The organism is Acidithrix sp. C25 (genome assembly GCF_904848545.2).
The window spans coordinates 335951-352994 of the sequence record NZ_CAJHCI020000003.1 but is presented as its reverse complement, the minus strand read 5'-3'; the positions used below and the strand labels follow the sequence as shown (position 1 = coordinate 352994).

Here is a 17044-nt window from a genome sequence, read left to right as displayed (position 1 = left end):
AAGATCAAGCCACAGATCCAAAATACTTTGCCTTCCGGGCCGTAGGGGCAAAACCGCCAGACAAAACAAAACCACAAGATCCTCCAAATTAAACTATTTTTAGACACATACCCGAAATTAAATAAACGCAAATAAAAATCATCTAGTTCAGGTGAACAAAAACACGAAATTTACAAAGGGATCTAATATATTTAGCTTGATTACTCAAGCAATTCATAGATCAAAATGACAGAAATAAAGATCGAAAATCAGACCGCCCGCTGGCATAGAGACGATTATCCGCCCATCGGGTTATCTGTCTTGGAATTTTGACGATAAAATATCCAGCTGCTAAAAAAGATGCCGACCAATTAAGAATCTTTTGAACAAAACGAGATAGCCACCAGCAAGAATCAGGATTAGATTCAAGGAAAGATCCAACCAAAAAATTACCATCACCCATGGGGATACGTAATTCAAAACAATGTGATTTACACCCTTATGTAAGACAAGACCCGTTAAAAAACCATCTGTAGTGATCAGTGGAATTGGAACTCCATTATCGAAAGCATGCTCACCTGGCATAACCTGATCGAAGAGAACCACGAAACCCTGCCTTTTCGCCACCAACGATTCGACGGTTTGATCTGTATCTTTATGAATCGACGTTAAAATCAGATCTTGATTTGTCTGGCTTTTGGGTAGATGATTTCTTGAGATCTCATTTTGGGTAACATATGCAGTTGTGTCTCCTGAGATAAGCGGATGCGCCTTTGAATTGCCGCTAGGACGAATCTCGGTCGGCACAAAGAGTTGACTACTTAAATTCGATATAGTCGAATAGTAGATAAACTTTCAAACGCCATTGAAGGTCACGGATCCTCCATATTGCCATTGAGAAGCTACGTCAATAGAGGTAAAGAGAGAGATCTTGGGATCGCTCTGTTCTTGGGATAGCACCTTCAAATAGATCTCTCGATTAGGGTGAAGCCGCGAATACGATGAATCGCCACTTGAGATTCCCGTCGCCCATTTCAACAACGAAATAGATCTCGAATCCAAATTAAAAGCCGCGCCCAAATCTGGTCGTGAATAGTAAACCCCTAGAAGCGCACTAAGTGCACTTGTAACCTGTCGATTCTTACCAAAAGGGGCAGGAAGGGAACTATCCACCACTTCATAGGAGGTGGCCATCTTCTGTCCTAGGATCAGACCACCGACGCCCATCAGATTCAAAGACTTCAGCGATCCATAGTCTATTGCCACGTTATATAGCGAAGGCGCCAGTGGCCACAACGGGGATAGCGACGAGTGCGTCGGGGCATTTCCAAATTCCAATTTAAGAGTATTTACATATCCCTTAGGAAAAAAGATTCCCAAACCTTGAATACTTGAAAGGTCATTCATCGCAAGGACCGAAGGCAGAAGCAGATCACCTGGCGCTAGAAAAATTGCATGTGAAAATTTGGAGCTCTTGATGACTCGCGCGATAGGCGCTGACATCGCCACGGCCTGAGGAGTCGGAAAAAAATTCCTAGGAAGGTAAACAAAGAGAGAGACGACAACCAAACCAGCAAGAGAAATCTCCGACCAAGCCAAACGATCAAAAAGAACAACAATCACTAAACCAACTAAACAAAAAATATAGAAGATGAATTGACTGGAAAAAGCGGCCACAACTGGAGCCGTCAAAACAGGAAAGGCCCTGGAGCCCTGCACATGTATGAATAGATCGAGAGCTACATAAAAAAGCAAAGGAAATATAAAACCACATACCCTTACCAATTGAGTTGCCGATCGAATAGCTTCAAAGCCGATCGCCGCAAGAACCACAAGCGGCAACCACCACATAAAGGGCAAAAACCTAGGAAGTGCTATAAGCCGTAGGATCGGTAGTGAAAATAGTGCATCGACATAGGCAAAGTTGAAGTCTGCCAGAAAGCCAAAGAGTGCAAAGCCGAGAATAATTCGATGCCAGAGTTGGTACTTCCCCCTGGATAAAACCAAATCCTTGATAATTGCGACTGTTCCAAGAGCCGCCAGTGACCAGAGAATAGGGTTTCCCCACGCCCACTCAGCAAAGGTACCCTGATAGATTCCGCCTATCACGCCTTTCCCAAAGAACCATGGATCCACTAAAGTTACAAGCCATGAAATAGGCGAGTGATGCTTCCATCCATTTGGTGACTGGAGTGCAGCACTCGTTGAAATGGCACCATACAAAGAAGCGGTAGCTATTGCCGATCCGACCAAACCAAGGATGCAGCTAATTATTATCGCAGTTACCAGCCCCATGGAATGGCGCAGTTTATACCCGTTTTTTGTCAAAAGCGCAATCATGAAAAAAAAGATCATGATGGCCAGAAGTGGAACCACTTCATCGAAGCCCGACAAAAATAACTGGCTTACCAAAAAGGCTAAAATCAGTAGCCATCCAACCCTTCGATTGCCCCTTGCGCGAATCACTCGCGAGATTGCCAGCACTAAGAAAAGCGAATCCATAAATGGGTTAAACATATCGAGGTTCAAGTTCGAAACTATTGGTCCGCTCATGCAAACTAACAATGCGCCCAAAGCGGATGGCAACCTACCTAAGTCAAACTCTCTACATAGTAAATATGTGCCAATGGCACACAAGTTGAGGCAGAGTATAAGCCAGAGAGATGGATTAGACGGAAATAGCAGATGAATCAGGATCTCGGGAAAGAACCAGGGAGACCCTTGGTTTCCAGCCAAGTTGAGACCATAGCCCTGATAAGGCAAGATCAAAGGTAGATGCAAATGCGCCCAAGCGTGGGTTACTGCTCTTTCCATCGGTTGAGTTATAGGGCCACCAGCAGTAGGGTCCCCCACAAACGCTGGCCCTTGAGGCCAATTGGTATTTGTTATCAAGCTTTTGGTGCCCACGATGACGGGCCAATAGTTAGCTATCATTGCAAGTGGCAAAACGAAAAAACAAACTATTATGTCATAGATATATCCGGGGAATCTACCTTCTTTTACGTTCCGCCTATCACCATGAACTTCGTCAGTTTGTCCTAATAGTGAACCTCTAAATATCTCGTAAATCGCGAACTTATCCTCTAGAAGTGAATTTAACTAAATAACCTGCAACCAGTGCCCTAAAACACGTCCCCGCAGATCGAAAGCATATGTCGTACAATCCCCGCTCGAACAATTAGCCACAAATAAATCAGCACAAGAGATTCAAGTGTCAAACTAACCCGAAAGCGACTGCCATATTATCGACACTCTCAACCTGGTTTATAATTCAACTTTCCTGAGCTAGCCAACACTCCTCAAAGCATTACTTATCAAAGAGCTCAAATCGTCAGCTCTCCAAGTCGACCCAACACAGACCCATACCATCCGAATCATCTTTCACCCCAGATATGGTAGTGATTTATGCAAAGACAAACTTGCCAACACCTAACGAGGAAGCAGCTCTCAATAGTCGGCTCACAACAAAACCTACCCTTGGTCTTAGCGCTAACTAAAGCAAAGAATTCAAGCACATGGAATGCCACTGAGCGACATTCTCGAATATATGCGATCTATGTTAATAAATTATTAGAGCCTACCTAAAAGAAGTCAAACAGTTCACCAAGAGATCCAAATGAAGTTCCAGCGCGAAGGCGCTTCCAAGAACCAGGCGACTTAAGGATAAATTAAAGTTCGAAACGTCGCTTCAAGGATCATTTTTATGCCATCCAACACCAGTTCAATGGCCCTTTCGCTATGGCACCAAGAACGATCGTGGGTAACGAATCGCCAGTCTCAGAGACAATCCACAGTCGGACTCCATCAATAGATCCAAAATTACTGAATAGATCTAGGATCTCAAAACTCAACGAGAATTAGACCGGTTCGCGAATTGTAACAATTAATCAAAAACGATTTAGCAATATACTTCAGCGTGGAGTCTAAAAATCGATGCTAGTTCCCTCCTGTCGAGCCAACCCATAGGATTTGACGTGCTTGGCTCGAGTTTTTTCAAGCGTATTACCGAAAGGCAAATCATCAAATCTGAACTTAAAAGTTCAATAGACGAATAGAGACCCTCAGAAAATCAAAATCTCAACCTCGAGAGCCGCTCTATTGAGCATTAAAGGCTCTATCATAAGCTATAACGCTGGCACTATCTAGACAAATGCAGTCTCCTGAAACCAACAGCCTCGATTGAAGGCATCTAGAAGTGATTGAAGTGGCTATTTGATATCGATGAAGTAAGTTGCAATTGGATCAAACTCACTATGGACCATCGATATCGGCAAAGTATTTTATAAGAGCCAAAGATTATCAAGCAATAGATCAACAGTAGCTTTCCCCTATTTCAGAGATTACCTAAATCCATAACGTTGAATTGCTCACTCATCTAAAGGGATCGCCATCAAATCGATCGACAAAGGTAAACTCTTCTACAGGAGCTCTCTTTAGGCTCGTCAACTTCTTCTTTGGATATCCAAGCGCAATGAGCGCGGCTAGCCCATATGAACCTGGCATATTTACAAGGCGAGCAACTTGGTCTTCACGCCGACATAGCGTAGTAGTCAAAACTCCTCCGATTCCTTTTGCATTCGCAGCTAGGAGGATGTTATAGGCAAATGGATAGACGCTGGCTCCACCGACGATGCTTTGGCGGTCGAGGCCATTATCTAGAACCGCAAGCGCACCCATATCTACAAAAACTGCCAAAAGAACCGGTACCTTATCTAAGTTATCACTAAAGTAAAAAGGTGTACGTGTCTCAAAGGCGATGCTCAAATCGACTGCCGGTTTAGTCCATTTTCTATTCTCGATCGGGGCAAAAGGTACTTTACCTACCCTTTGGTGAGCCTGGTATTCAGCCCAACCCTCAACGTATAAGTCTCGAATACTCTCGCGAAGTTGTCGATCTTTAATTACAAGGACCGTCCATCCCTGACGGTTTCCACCACTGGGCGCGAAACGTGCTAGCTCTAAAAGCTCATAAAGATCGGCGTCGCTTACATCTCGATCTTCAAACTCCCTTACGCTTGCGGTAGTTCGAACCACTCGATCAAATTCCATATCTTGATCTTACACCCAGCTATAAGATACGCCCAAGCTTTATCATTGCTAAAGCAGTAGCGTGGATCTCTCAAATTACAAGGTCACCACGCTGCTGCTTTTTTAGATCTACATAAGCCCTTCAAAATGGCTGAGTCTCATCCCGTGTTATGGATGCTATTTGGCCAGCTTTAGAAGAGATTGATTCAGACGTAACACATTGACCGTGTTCTCTCCCAAGAATCCAAAGTCACGCCCACTTTGCTGACTCAGGATCAATCGCCTAAGTGCCGACGGTGCAATGCCTCGGGCCGCTGACACCATAGGTATCTGCACCAAGGCAGAATTAACTGAGATGGAAGGATCGAGACCGCTAGCAGAGGATGTAACCAGCTGCGATGTCGGATTGACCCCATGAGAGTGATAGAAGGCGTAGGCCGCTGACACCTCCTTGCGCAGAAGGATCGAACGTGGGCCATAGTTGGTACCCCCACTTGCCATCGCATTGTAGCTCCCAAGTCTTCCATGGAACCAAGTAGGGCCAGTAAAGCTCTGTCCTATAAGGGGTGAGCCACTGCTTTGGATCTGACCGGTAACCTTCGAGCCAAAAAGTCCACTTCCTATCAGGGCCAAACTAACAGGATAAATAAGCCCCAGAAGAACCCCAAAGGCGATCAAGAAAATAACAGAACGACGAACTGCATTCAACATCTAGTACAACCTCGTAAAAACTAAGATCAAATCGATCAACTTGATACCAATGAATGGAAGTATCAATCCACCCACGCCATAGATCATCACATTTCTTCGAAGGAGGTGCGAGGCACTCGCTGGCTTGAATCGAACTCCACGTAACGCCAATGGAATGAGCACGATGATAATAATGGCATTAAAGATCACAGCAGATAAAACAGCTGAGGTCGGTGAGTGAAGAGCCATGATATTCAGGGCCTTCAGTCCCGGGAAACGAGCCACAAAGAGAGCCGGAATGATAGCGAAATATTTTGCTACATCATTCGCAATCGAAAAGGTAGTGAGCGCACCTCGAGTTATCAAAAGCTGCTTTCCAATTTCAACTATGTCGATGAGCTTGGTCGGATTTGAATCAAGATCCACCATGTTGCCGGCCTCTTTAGCGGCATTGGTTCCGCTATTCATGGCCACACCTACGTCGGCTTTAGCGAGCGCTGGTGCATCATTAGTCCCGTCACCAGTCATCGCTACAAGCTTTCCGCCAGCCTGTTCTGAGATTATCAACTCCATCTTACGCTCAGGCGTAGCCTCGGCTAAAAAGCTATCCACACCTGCCTCTGCTGCTATTGCCGCAGCGGTAATTGGGTTATCCCCAGTAATCATTACTGTGCGGATGCCCATCGCCCTTAGCTGGGCAAAGCGCTCTTTAATCCCATCTTTTACTGTATCCTTGAGCTCGATAACTCCGAGAATTCTGTTTCCATCCAAGACCAAAAGCGGCGTTCCACCATGGCTCGAGACTCGATCGGACAACTGGTCCACCTGGGGTGTTACTGTTCCGCCGCGACTAACCGCAAATGCTTTAACCGCTTCGGTAGCACCTTTACGAACCATTCGGTCCCCGATATCAACTCCTGACATCCTCGTGTAAGCCGAGAACGGAACAAAGATATGATTGTCCCCCATGGTCTGTCCTCTAATGCCAAACTTCTCCTTGGCAAGAACTACTATCGATCTACCCTCTGGCGTTGAATCAGCAAGCGAAGACAACTGGGCAGCTAGAGCTAGCTCCTGCTCGTCGACGCCGTCCATTGGATAAAAGTTGGCAGCCATTCGGTTACCTAGAGTTATAGTTCCGGTCTTATCTAACAATAACGTAGAGACATCACCGGCGGCTTCGACGGCTCGACCTGAAGTGGCAAGTACGTTTTTTTGAACTAGCCGATCCATTCCAGCGATTCCGATAGCTGATAACAGCGCGCCAATCGTAGTTGGAATGAGACAGACTGTCAACGCGACAAGAACGACTACCGATACAGTGGCATGTCCAAAACTTGCAAAGCTATAAAGGGTAACAGTTACCGGGATAAAAATGATAGTCAACGCAGCAAGCAAAATAGTAAGCGCTATCTCATTCGGCGTCTTTTGACGCGAAGCGCCTTCCACCAGTGAGATCATCCGATCAAGAAAAGTCTTGCCCTTCTCGGCCGTAATTTCAACCACTATTCGGTCTGACAAGACCAAGGTGCCTCCCGTTACCGCCGACCGATCGCCTCCTGATTCTCTGATAACCGGCGCCGATTCGCCTGTAATTGCGGACTCGTCGACACTCGCGACACCTTCGACGATCTCACCGTCAGACGGGATCACATCTCCGGCTTCACAAACGACAAAATCACCTCGTCGCAATTCAGCAGTGCTTACTCGAGTCTCAACCCCTTTATCATCGATGCGTCGAGCATCAGTGTGGGTTTGCATCGAGCGAAGGGTATTTGCCTGGGCTTTCCCGCGTCCCTCTGCCACCGCCTCAGCGAAGTTGGCAAAAAGAACTGTCAACGCAAGCCATGCCGTAACCGAGATAGTAAAGATTGAAGGTGATTTTATGCTCTCATAGATCGAGATCACAGTTCCAACCGCCACCACGAACATAACCGGGTTGCGAACTTGTACCTTTGGATGCAGCTTAGTAAATGCTCCCTTTAGGGCATCTCGAAGGATCGCCTTGTCGATGATTCCTTTACCAGCTGTTTTTTTCTCTTTTGAAGAGGCTTCTGGCCCCTTGGTCGTAGTTTCCACTAGAAAAGCCTTCCATGTGACAATGCTTCAGCAATAGGACCGAGCGATAGAACTGGGAAAAAGCTCAGGGCGCCTACGATCACGATCACTCCTACAAGTAATGATCCAAAGAGAAATGAATCCGTCTTTAGAGTTCCATCGGTCTCGCCGACGATCGGAGCTGCCGCAAGAGAGCCTGATAGTGCCAAGACGGGGATCATCACACCAAAACGTCCAAGCAACATCACCACTCCACCGATGATGTTATAAAAGGCGGTGTTCCCAGATAATCCACCAAAGGCCGATCCGTTATTATTCCCCTGGGACGTAATGGCATATAAGATCTCACTAAATCCGTGGGGACCCGCATTTAGGGGACCCGCCCGACCAGCTGGTACAGAAACTGCGATTGCTGTTGCCACAAGCACCACAATCGGCATTATCAAAACAGCTATGCTGGCGAGTTTGATCTCCTTAGCTTGAATCTTTTTACCGAGAAATTCTGGCGTACGCCCAACCATCAATCCAGCAATGAAGACCGTGACAATGGCAAAGGCAAGAATCGTATATAGACCGCTTCCAACACCACCCGGAGAGACCTCTCCAAGCATCATTCCGCCTAGAGCAACTGCGCCTCCAACCGGTGAATATGAATCCAGCTGGGAATTGATGCTTCCTGTAGAGGTTTGGGTGGAAGCCACGTCGTAAAGAACCGAATCAAAGATACCAAACCGAGACTCTTTACCCTCAAAAGCATGGACTACCTGCCCGTGGGTCGCTGCTGACATAACAGGCGATGGAGCCTTTTCCGCCACCGTCGCAACGCCGAGACTCACAAAGAAGAAAAACGCCATGGTTGCTAGAAGCAGCAATCCGGTACGCTTGCGCTTGATCATTTTGCCAAAGGTGTAAGTCAAGGAGACGGGAATAGCCAAGATCAGAACTACCGACAAAAACGCAGTCATGGCAGTCGGATCTTCAAATGGATGCGCGCCGTTAGCATTGAAGTAGCCACCACCATTGGTGCCAAATTGCTTGATTGTCTCCAGGGAAGCGACTGGTCCCAACGGAATTGTCTGCTTGAACCCAGTTGCCGCATTTCGAATGGTAACCGAATGAGAAAAGGTCTGAACGGCACCCTGGCCCATAAAGACAATCGCTGCAATGAAGGCTACCGGCAAAAGCACATAAATTATTACACGGGTTATGTCCACCCAAAAGTTACCGATAGTCTTAGACAATTTACGAGAAAATCCACGAGACAGCGCAATAGCCGCAGCAATGCCAACGGCAGCCGAGGTAAATTGCGGAACGACCAAAGCCATCATCTGCGACAGATAGGTCATTGTGGTTTCACCGGCGTAGTTCTGCCAGTTCGTATTCGTAATAAACGAAACAGCAGTGTTCCAGGCAAGTGCTGGTGGAACGCCAGGCAGATGCGACTGGTTCAGGGGCAGGTGTGCTTGAAGACGAAGAATCCCATAGCAAAATGCAATCGAAAGAACGCTAAAGATAATCAAGGACCGGGCATAGCTCTGCCAGCTTTGCTCTGCCTCGGGATCGACACCTAATAATTTGTAAAACCGACGCTCGATAAAGGAGAGAAATTTAACCCGGCCTTCAAAAACCGCCTCTAAATAAGAGCCAAGATACCTCCAGGAAATTCCAAGGACAATCAAAAGTGCCAAAATAGTAAGTGCGATATTCATTAAAATCGCTCCGGACGCCAAAGGGCATAGCAAAGATAGCCAAAGATAGCTATGGATCCAACCAGAAGTACAAGATTTACACTCATGCGTTCTCCAGTCCTTTTACGGCAAGAATGAAAACTACCGCAGTCACGACCATCGACGCTAAAAAATAAAGATCAACCATAGGAGCTAATGATAAGGAATGGAGTGTTAATGGTCCCTAAAAGGCAGGGCTCTAGATATCAATAATTAATTAATTCCATTGCTATCATCATCAGATTCCACCATCTGATATCCGATTCCGGCTCTGGTTCGGATCAAAGAGCCATCTTGACCGAGTTTTTGACGAAGTCTATTTACATAAACTCTCAAATAGTTAATTTCATCAAAATATCCTTCACCCCAAACGTCGTTGAGGAGTTGCCGATGGGTGTAGATTCTCCCGACGTTGCGAGCTAAAGCTGAAAGCAGGGCGAACTCCTTTTGCGTCAAGTCGATCTCAACGCCTTTTACCTGCACCTGCGAGGCGGCAAAGTCAATTAAAATATTTCCAATCTCGATGGACGAAAAAGCATCATCAAAGTTTCCTCTGATCTGACGGTGACGAAGAGAGACCCTCAATCGAGCGGCAAGTTCGGCCATGCCAAATGGCTTAGTCACATAGTCATCGGCTCCATTGTCTAGGGCAGCTACCTTTTTGAGCTCATCATGAACAGCAGAGAGCACAATAATAGGAACGTCACTAAAACTTCGGATCGTACTGCAAACTTCAACACCATCTTGATCTGGCAATCCAAGATCCAAGATAACCGCATCCGGTGGACTGTCTATGACCGACATGACTCCGAGATGGCCTTCGCCCACGAGCCTCACCCGATAACCCCTTCCGCTCAAACCAATCTCTAAAACTTTTCTTAGAGCTGGATCATCATCGATCACGAGTATCGATGGGTTAGAGTTCATGGATCGTCTCCATTGGTGCTATCGCTAAGGTAAAGAAAAATATGGCTCCGCCATCTGGAGCGTTCCGCACAGAGATTCTCTCACCGTGGGCTTCTACAAATGCCTTAGCAATTGCCAGGCCGATACCTGCCCGCCCCCCGTTTAGTCGCTGTTCAAACATGCGAAAGATCGCCGACTCGTCCTCTTTGTCAACTCCAGGACCCCGATCGCGTATCTCGATCAAGACTCGACCATCTTGAAGACGGGCTGCCACGTCAACTACACTATTAGCTGGAGAATGGCGAATCGCATTATCGAGTAGATTTCCCACCACTTGAGCCACTAAAGTGTGATCTGCCATAACATCGGGCACCTCGGGTGAAATGAAAATCTCGATCGATTCCTTCAATTCACCTGTGAGCATAAGAGAGTCGATTCCCTCTTCGATTAGAACATCGATCTCGACTGGGGAAAATCTTGGCTCTAACGCACCAGCCTCTAGACGTGACATATCCAACAGATTCACAACAAGACGACTGAGGCGGTCCGCTTGGGCTTCAATCATTCTAAAAAGCTCATCTCGATCAGCAGCTTCAATCTCTAGACATGGATCTCTTAGGTTGGAAATAGATGCTTTTATTGCTGTCAGAGGGGTCCTCAGGTCGTGCGAAACGGTACCCAAGAGTGCACGTTGCCACCTCTGCGACTCAGCCATCATACGCGCGTGCTTTGCCTCTTGGGCCAAGCGGGCATGGTTCAACGCCAGACCGGCTTGATTCGCAAAGGTATTTAGAATTCTAAGGTCCTCTCGCTTGGCAGATTTAAATTTCACAACCAGAATCCCAACTGGTTTAGCTTGGACAGTGAGCGCAATCGCGAATAACCTATCGACGTTCAACTCACTGTTAGGTCCAAGATCCAAATTCTGCATCAAATGGTCGTTATCGGCCTTAAACTGCTCCAGGAGAATCGCAACATCAATCTTCCCAACCACTGCAATGGGCTCTAGGGCTCCCGAATTTTCGACTAATATTACTACGAACTCCAAGATAAAAGCGTCACAGAGGTTTAGTGCGATCGAATTAGCTAGGTCCGACAAAGACTTGTCGCCGATAAGCATCTGTGAAAGCTCAAACAGCCGAAGGTTGATCGAACTCTCTCGCAACGAGATCGCCCTCGCCTCGCCAAGATTAGATACCACTCGCGAAACAACCAAAACAACCACCACGTAGACGCCAAGTGCAATCCAGTTTTGATCAGCACCGACCGACAGGGTGTAAAAAGGGGGTATGAAAAAGAAGTCATAGACCAAAAACCCAATGGCAGCGCCAATAACCCCTACCCTAAAGCCACCAATTACGGTCCCGATTACCACCGGAACAACAAAGACCAAGGCTGATGTAGCAACGCTGATAGAGCCTCGAATAAAAAACAGAGGCACGCCAAAGATAATCGTTGCTACTAAGACGCCGCCGATGCCCCTGGCAAATTCTTTAGATGAATCATATGCCACATAGTGATCCTAATACATGAACAACGGTCTTACAATGACATCCTCCCCGCGCGCCCTTACGGAAAGGGCTTCCTAAGCTGCTTAGGCAGCTTTAGGCGTGGTGGTGCGCTTCACTGGGTCGCTCTGGCTGTGTCTAGGTAGACAATAGACGATTCTTCGTTGAGCCAGGTTTCCTTGGAGAATCGAGCTACTTCGTGCGCTTAGGTATTGTAGATAATCTTCTGGGCTCTCTTTGGTTTCCATAGATTGCGTTGTTCTGGAGCTAGGTTCCATACATGGCGAGCATCTGAACATGGCGAGCATCTGAACATGGCGAGCATCGAGGCAGTGCCGAACAAGAACGGGCAGTTCCTGTTCTTATGGGTACAATGCCTCACGAATACTCATACCTATATTATACGCCGAGGGTGTGATGGTTTTATTTTGGGAGCGCAATAAAGGTCGCTCGACCCCGCCCTTCCAGACGGGGTTTGCGCTCTTGTTCGATCAACCGTGGTATTGTCGACCAGAGAACCTTTCGCAATGAGTCAATTATCTACAATTGAAATTTTCAACAAGGAGACGATCGAGATGGAGAAAACGCCGTTTTCCGATACGGATACAGAAAATTCCTTCGTAGAGCCTGCAGGAAAGTTCAGAATCTATCTTGGCGCAGCAGCGGGAGTCGGTAAAACAGTAGCCATGCTCGAAGAAGGCATTCGCAGGAAAAGCCGAGGGGCCGACGTGGTGGTGGGATTCGTTGAAACGCATAAGCGTCCCTTTACCTTAGAGAAAACCCTCGACTTTGAGATCATACCGAGAAAAACCATCTCTTATAGGGGTAGCACCTTTCAAGAAATGGATTTAGACGCCATATTAGCTAGAGCGCCTGAAGTTGTCTTGGTGGATGAGTTGGCGCACACCAATGTGCCTGAATCCTCCACAAACGAAAAACGCTACCAAGACATACTGATTCTTCTAAAATCCGGAATCTCCGTGATTACTACAGTTAATATCCAGCACCTTGAATCAATCGCAGCCGCTGTCGAGGAGATCGTTGGTGCCAAAGTTGCAGAGCGAGTTCCAGACTGGGTGGTAAGAAACGCCGACCAGATCGAATTAGTAGATTCCTCGCCAGAGTCGCTTCGACGCCGCCTCCTACATGGCAATATTTACCCCCAAGAAAAGATTGAATCCGCACTCACCCACTTCTTCAAATTCGAAAATCTTTCAGCACTACGAGACATTGCTCTCAGATTCGTCGCCGACGAAACCGAGGAAGAGATGCTTGACTATCTGCGAAAGATCAAAATACCCGGGCGATGGGAGACCTCAGAGAGAATCATGGTGGCGGTGAGCGGTGCGCCTGAATCATCGTTCGTGCTACATCGCGCGGCCAGGATGGCCCAGAGAGCCAAAACACAACTAATGGTGGTTCACATCAAGTCCGCAGACGCAAATCTTAATGGCAGCGACCTAGACGTCCTAAAAAACGAGTGCGAAAAACTTGATGCCAGATGGCAAGACCTCTACGAGGACGACGTAGCAAAGGGAATTGTTGAATTTGCCCTAAGCGCCAAGGTAACCCAGATCGTACTCGGCGCTACTCGTCAAAATAAATGGAAAAGACGCCTTGGAAACTCCATACTCACCAAAATAATGGATAACGCAGGCAACCAAGGAATCGATGTCCACATAATCGCTCGTCACAGGGACTCCCCTAACGGAGACTTTACGTTGAACGAACTAACAGAGAGCTAGCCGCACCTAACGCCTTCAAAGTCGAGGCTTCGCACTACAGTAAATAGCAAATCAAAACAAATTGGCTTCTCATCAACTAGTACGATAGTTGTTAATCGATAAAGCACACTGAGACTTCGTTATGGCCAACTCCCAGTCATCCAAAAACCGATTATATTTCCGCCCCAAGGATAATGACATGTTGTCATCCACCGCTATGGTTGTCGAAGCCTTGAATATTATGCTAGATTCAGCTCTCGGCTCAAATCGGCTCAAAGTCCATCAATCGTGGATCAATCCAGAAGAATATGCAACACCAACCAAGAACAAAAAGCATCAACTTTGGCGATGAACGACGCTGTGTTCTGGTCGAACCGTCGATCGAATCGCATCTGCTATCGCCTTAGTGACGGCTGGGTTGAAGACCGTCGGAACGATATAAGCAGCCGAGAGCTCCTCGTCACCGACTATCCCCGCCAGCGCTCGTGCCGCCGCGATCTCCATTTGAGGAGTAATTGAACGCGCTCCAACATCCAATAGTCCCCGGAAAAATCCGGGAAAGACAAGCACATTATTAATTTGATTCGGCTCGTCACTGCGACCAGTAGCCACTATTGCTGCGTGTCTCCGGGCGATAACTGGATCGATCTCCGGATCCGGATTTGCCAGAGCGAATACTATTGGAGAGCTTGCCATCTTCAAAAGATGAGATTCTTGAATCGAACCCTTACCCGAGACTCCAATTATCGCATCAGCACCGACAATTGCATCGGATAGATCCCCTGTGACTCTATTTGGATTAGAGGCCCTTGCTATATGCAAGCGCTGTTCGTCTAAGTTTTTATCAGATGGATCCAAGATCCCTGTTCTATCAACTGCTATCAGATCTCCCACCCCTTCGGCCAAGAGAAGGGTAGATATCGCCACACCAGCCGCACCAATGCCAACAACAACGATCTTGGCATCTTTGAGTTTCTTGCCCACAACCTTCAGGGCATTCAGAATGGCCGCGAGGACTACAATTGCCGTACCGTGCTGATCGTCGTGAAAAACAGGAATGTCGAGCGATTCACGAAGTCGACGTTCAACTTCAAAGCATCTAGGAGCAGAGATATCTTCAAGATTTATCCCGCCAAAGACAGGCGCAATAAGTTCAACCGCTCGAACTATCTCATCCACATCTTGGCTCGCCAAACAAATTGGCCAAGCATCGACGTCGGCAAATCGCTTAAAGAGAACTGCTTTGCCTTCCATCACTGGCAGAGCAGCAGCCGGACCCAAATTACCAAGGCCAAGAACCGCTGATCCATCGGTGACAACCGCCACCGAATTTCGCTTTATCGTAAGATTCCTTGCCGCACTAGGATCCTTCGCAATTGCCAGACAGACCCGAGCTACACCTGGGGTATAGGCCATTGAGAGATCTTCTCTGGTCTTGAGCGGGACTTTAGACATAGTTCCCAGAACTCCACCTAGGTGAAGCAGAAGAGTCCGATCGCTCATTGCACGAACCGTAACTCCTGGAATCGAATCAACCAGATCCCGTAGCTTTGTGGAATGCACCTCGTCTTCAGCGTTCACTGTGATGTCGACTACCAGCGTCTCAGGACCGGGTTCAATCATATCAAGAGCTGTTATCGCGCCACCGGCTTCACTTATATTCGCGGTTACAACTCCGACAAGTCGTGCATTTGCTATCTCGACTCGTATTGTTACTGAAAACGATGCGCTTGGACTTGCACCCATAAAAATATCCGCCCCTCATGCCTAAGTGTCCCTTCCTATCCATGAAAGCAAGCCCTCAACGATCTACTTTGATCGTTTTTGGGGAAAAGACAAATAGAACTTCTTCATTATTTTAATCCACAGATTTACAAGTCGCAAACTGAAGATATAATATCGGTTTTCCTGACAGCTTCAATAAAGCTCAGACATCAACATCCTAGCCATTTGAACTCCCTCGAAGTCGTAATCTCCCAAAGCAGCACTTCCAGCGTCAATTACGTATCCACAATTCAAATCCGAGATCGGAAAGTAAAAATATTAACCTCAAAGCAGCCAAAATGTCGATGAGCAATCTGACCTTCAACCTCGAGACAACCATCAACGGGTCGACAGCCAAACCAGCTATCACACAAGGACTAACCAGAGGGGAAAATCTATCTTTTTCCTAGATCCTGACCGAACAAAAGAAAACGGCGAGATCAATTCGACACAGACTAACCACTCCGAGAAGATGCAACTGCGAGATCGATTCGGAATAATGACCAGGTGAATAACGCTGGAAATACTGAAAGCACTTAAAGGGAGTACCAAATGAGAATAGGCATCATCGGCGCAGGAAATATTGGTGGCAACCTTACTAAAAGGCTAAGCGCCCTCGGCCATGTAGTAAAAGTTGCAAACTCTCGTGGACCTGAAACGCTGAGTCAGCTTGCCGGAGAAACTGGAGCACTAGCTTGCAGCCCCAGCGAGGCCGTTTCAGATGCAGAACTTATCATCGTAACGATCCCACAGAAGCGGATTCCAGACCTACCACCGACACTCTTTCAAAACGTACCCAAAGCCGTTGCGGTGATTGACACTGGAAACTACTATCCAAAAGAGCGCGATGGGCTGATAGCCGAGATAGAAGATGGAGAACCTGAAAGCGTTTGGGTCGAGCGCCACCTTGGCCATAGCGTGATCAAGGCATTTAACGGGATCTACTCACAACATCTCTTGGATCGCCACCTCCCTGCGGGGACACCTGGTCGCATAGCATTGCCAGTTGCAGGTGACGACCAAGCTGCTAAAAAGATGGTCATAGCACTCATTGATGAGTTGGGCTTCGATGCTGTAGATGCTGGTCCATTAGCAGAATCGTGGCGACAACAACCAGGAACTCCCGTCTATGGCGCTGACCTTGGAATCGAAGGTGTCACCGAGGCGCTATCCCAGGCACCCAGGGAGCGTCCCGAACACTTCCGAAACTAATTTTTTCTTTATTATCCAAGCTCGCCTGAGCCGTCTTATAAAAACTTCTAAGCACTTAGCGTCAATGTGCGTCGGGAATTTGGCTATTTGACGGCTCAATTGTTCCTTTTGAAGTTACTCAGATTTAGAAAACACCTAGCAATTGAGCAGACGGTGCGAATTATCAGGTGTCACTATGGTAATCGACATAAGAAGCTCCTCATTAAAGTTGAAGGAAACGGCGGCCACTTAGGTAATTGATTCTGTTCGTAGCGAAAAAGAAGTAGGTATCTTTAGAGTTCACAAACGTCGAAGATTCACTGTATCGCTAGGGACGCGACCAACGAAAGCAAATGGAGACAGTCTCAAGTATCGGTGACGATCACCTTAGTTTCGGTGACGATCGAGAACTAATTATACGCACGCGTGAGACGGCAAAACCGCAAAAAGACAATGCCCCTTGATTACG

The 17044-nt window shown here is 47.1% G+C and carries 12 protein-coding genes; 2 read left to right on the top strand and 10 right to left on the bottom strand.

What is annotated here, in order from left to right:
- Positions 1 to 330 precede the first annotated feature (330 nt).
- The 9 genes from ACIDITHRIX25_RS000000100645 to ACIDITHRIX25_RS000000100605 form a co-directional block, all read right to left on the bottom strand.
- On the bottom strand, positions 331 to 786 hold the full coding sequence (locus ACIDITHRIX25_RS000000100645) for a hypothetical protein (RefSeq protein ID WP_201731955.1): 456 nt from the start codon (positions 784 to 786) through the stop codon (positions 331 to 333).
- A 48-nt stretch (positions 787 to 834) separates the two neighbouring features.
- Positions 835 to 2532 carry a glycosyltransferase family protein gene (locus ACIDITHRIX25_RS000000100640; RefSeq protein ID WP_201731954.1) on the bottom strand — a complete coding sequence of 566 codons (1698 nt, stop codon included), beginning with the start codon at positions 2530 to 2532 and terminating at the stop codon, positions 835 to 837.
- A gap of 1818 nt (positions 2533 to 4350) precedes the next feature.
- Positions 4351 to 5028 carry a nitroreductase family protein gene (locus tag ACIDITHRIX25_RS000000100635; RefSeq protein WP_201731953.1) on the bottom strand — a complete coding sequence of 226 codons (678 nt, stop codon included), beginning with the start codon at positions 5026 to 5028 and terminating at the stop codon, positions 4351 to 4353.
- A gap of 156 nt (positions 5029 to 5184) precedes the next feature.
- The gene (locus ACIDITHRIX25_RS000000100630) at positions 5185 to 5718 is read right to left on the bottom strand and encodes a potassium-transporting ATPase subunit C (protein ID WP_201731952.1); all 534 of its coding nucleotides are present in this window, start codon (positions 5716 to 5718) and stop codon (positions 5185 to 5187) included.
- Complete coding sequence (gene kdpB, locus ACIDITHRIX25_RS000000100625; protein ID WP_052606465.1) at positions 5719 to 7776, bottom strand: potassium-transporting ATPase subunit KdpB; 2058 nt, start codon at positions 7774 to 7776, stop codon at positions 5719 to 5721.
- Positions 7776 to 9464 (bottom strand): potassium-transporting ATPase subunit KdpA, encoded by a 1689-nt coding sequence (gene kdpA / locus ACIDITHRIX25_RS000000100620; protein ID WP_201731951.1) that lies wholly within the window; start codon positions 9462 to 9464, stop codon positions 7776 to 7778. The genes kdpB and kdpA overlap by 1 nt, the downstream gene beginning before the upstream one ends.
- Positions 9464 to 9550 carry a K(+)-transporting ATPase subunit F gene (gene kdpF, locus ACIDITHRIX25_RS000000100615; RefSeq protein ID WP_152626096.1) on the bottom strand — a complete coding sequence of 29 codons (87 nt, stop codon included), beginning with the start codon at positions 9548 to 9550 and terminating at the stop codon, positions 9464 to 9466. Before kdpF ends, kdpA begins: the two co-directional genes overlap by 1 nt.
- 145 nt (positions 9551 to 9695) lie before the next feature.
- Positions 9696 to 10409: a response regulator transcription factor gene (locus ACIDITHRIX25_RS000000100610; protein ID WP_201731950.1), complete on the bottom strand. Its 714-nt coding sequence runs from the start codon at positions 10407 to 10409 to the stop codon at positions 9696 to 9698.
- Positions 10399 to 11901, bottom strand: coding sequence for a sensor histidine kinase (locus tag ACIDITHRIX25_RS000000100605; RefSeq protein WP_201731949.1), 1503 nt, complete (start codon positions 11899 to 11901; stop codon positions 10399 to 10401). Before ACIDITHRIX25_RS000000100605 ends, ACIDITHRIX25_RS000000100610 begins: the two co-directional genes overlap by 11 nt.
- 570 nt (positions 11902 to 12471) lie before the next feature.
- Here ACIDITHRIX25_RS000000100605 and ACIDITHRIX25_RS000000100600 point away from each other — a divergent pair.
- On the top strand, positions 12472 to 13641 hold the full coding sequence (locus tag ACIDITHRIX25_RS000000100600) for a universal stress protein (protein WP_201731948.1): 1170 nt from the start codon (positions 12472 to 12474) through the stop codon (positions 13639 to 13641).
- A gap of 315 nt (positions 13642 to 13956) precedes the next feature.
- Here the strand turns inward: ACIDITHRIX25_RS000000100600 and ACIDITHRIX25_RS000000100595 are convergent, their stop codons facing one another.
- Positions 13957 to 15366 (bottom strand): NAD-dependent malic enzyme, encoded by a 1410-nt coding sequence (locus tag ACIDITHRIX25_RS000000100595; protein WP_201731947.1) that lies wholly within the window; start codon positions 15364 to 15366, stop codon positions 13957 to 13959.
- 570 nt (positions 15367 to 15936) lie between these two features.
- On the opposite strand from ACIDITHRIX25_RS000000100595, the gene ACIDITHRIX25_RS000000100590 reads away from it, so the two are divergent.
- Positions 15937 to 16596 (top strand): NADPH-dependent F420 reductase, encoded by a 660-nt coding sequence (locus ACIDITHRIX25_RS000000100590; RefSeq protein ID WP_201731946.1) that lies wholly within the window; start codon positions 15937 to 15939, stop codon positions 16594 to 16596.
- Positions 16597 to 17044: the final 448 nt, after the last annotated feature.